Origin of the sequence: Kitasatospora sp. NPDC059747 (genome assembly GCF_042732955.1) — a bacterium.
In the GTDB taxonomy this organism is placed as follows: Bacteria; Actinomycetota; Actinomycetes; order Streptomycetales; family Streptomycetaceae; genus Kitasatospora.
In genome coordinates this window covers 1-1,968 of record NZ_JBHWGV010000271.1, presented here as the reverse complement: position 1 = coordinate 1,968, position 1,968 = coordinate 1, and the positions used below count along the sequence as shown (strand labels likewise).

Here is a 1,968-nt window from a genome sequence, read left to right as displayed (position 1 = left end):
CCTACACCTACATACCCGCGCCCGGGTACGGTTTCCAGCCGGCGGCGGGGATTGTGGCGGATTTCCAGTTCACGGTCGACGTGAATGGGCACGTGGGAGTCGATCCGATGTATTCGGGCTTCGCCCAGTCCGACGGCGGGTCGCTTACGCTGCGCGGATATGCAGTCGCTTTGGATCTTCAAGAGCTATCAAGCCCAGTGGCCATCGCCTTGCTAGACCACGAGGGTGTGTTGCGGCCTGGAGTCGACAGCCTGACCATGGTGCCGGCTTCGGGTTACACACTGATCCGCCCTGACGGCCCGGCGTTCGGGTTCAGCGTCGGTCTGAACGGAGAGACCACCCTAGTCAATGCCCCCCTCGGCATCACTGCCGATTCCAGTCGCCGGATGTGCGCTGTTCCGGACGAGGTCGTCACAGACCTGCAGATTCGTACCTATGGCCCGCCCCACGGCAAATGGAGCCGGACCGCCTTGTCCTTCTCGGTGAAACCGGAGAATGCCGGCGGGCTTCATCCAGATCAGGTGGAAACCGCCATCGAAGGTGCTCTCAGTGCATGGGAAGTGGCCAGCCAAATTTTCACCTTCAAACGGGTGGACAGCAACGGTGATCTCCACTTCGCTTTCGGAGCTGCGGAGCTGAATTCGAAGTTCGGTGTGGCAGAAGGGGTGGTGGGAAGTGGGCACTTCCCGGAGAGCGGTGAGGTGGACTTCTTCAGCAGGGCACCCTGGAGTAGTGAGAAACTGACCGCCGATGCGATACATGAGATAGGCCACGCCCTCGGCCTGACTCATTCGAATAATCCCGATTCCGTCATGTACCCCAGTGAGACCGGCCTTTTGCACGTGGACGCCGAATCGCAATTGTCGCTGCACAATCTGTACGGATGGGTCCCGCAACCGGCGCTCAGCGACCGCGGTACCAGCGATCGCCCCGCTCTCGCGGTCGCCGGACAAGTGGGACTCACCTTCTCAGACCAGACGATGCACATGGCGTGGAGGGGAGTCGATGGTGACGACTCGCTTTACGAGTCGACGTTGGAAGGAACCGTGTGGAGCCCACAGCGCCCCATCACGGGGCCCTTTGGATCCGCCTACAGCCCTGCCCTGACTTCGGTGGCGGCTGGCACCCCTCCCTCGACCGGGTTGATGATGGCTTGGCGGGGTGTTCCCGGTGATGACAGCATCTACTATTCGACGAAGGACGGCTCCGACTGGGCTACTCCCAGCAATATTCCCGATATCGGCTCCAACGACCGCCCCGCCCTCGCCAATTTCGAGGTTCCCCACATGGCATGGCAAGGAATATCGGGAGACGACACCATCTACTGGTCGAGGTTTGTTTCAGGAGCCTGGGAATCACAGCGGCATGTGGGCGAAGTCGGGACGTTCAGCGGGCCGGCACTGGCCGTGCTGGGAAGCCGGCTGTACATGTTCTGGAGGGGTGTCCACGACGACACCCGGATTTACTATTCGTCGCTCGGCGCAGGTGCCACTGAATGGGAACCTCAGAAAATCGCCTCTTTTGTCATGTCAGACGCTGGCGGGGGCGGAGGTATTTCCCAGGTGCCAGTCGAAATCCATGCGGCCGACGGCCCCGCAGCGACAACCCACGGAAACGGAATCCTGCTGGCCTGGCGGGTCCCGGACGGCCAGAGTATCGCCTTCACGCTCTTCGACGGTGAAGTTTTCGCCGGGCGGACACAGGTGGACGGACAGTCATGTCATGGGCCCGCCATATGCAGTTTCCTCGGAACCGTATTCCTGGTGTTTCGGGGGCCGACCGGGGACGACAGCATGCACTGGGCGAAACTGGGCGCGCTGCCAAGAGCAGATGGCGCTGGTCTGTCTGGGTGACTGAGCCTTTTCGGTTTGGTCACCGATCGGGTGACGGCCAGGTGGTCGTGGGCTGAGGAAGAACGCACAAGGCTCCCAAGCGGTTGAGTGAGGTATCTGACGTCTCAACTCTTCT

1 protein-coding gene is annotated in these 1,968 nt (G+C 61.4%); it reads left to right on the top strand.

Annotated features, from left to right (window positions below; all coding sequences use genetic code 11):
- On the top strand, positions 1 to 1,853 hold a 1,853-nt coding region (locus tag ACFV4G_RS43415; protein WP_380449178.1), incomplete at its 5' end, for a matrixin family metalloprotease.
- Positions 1,854 to 1,968 lie beyond the last annotated feature (115 nt).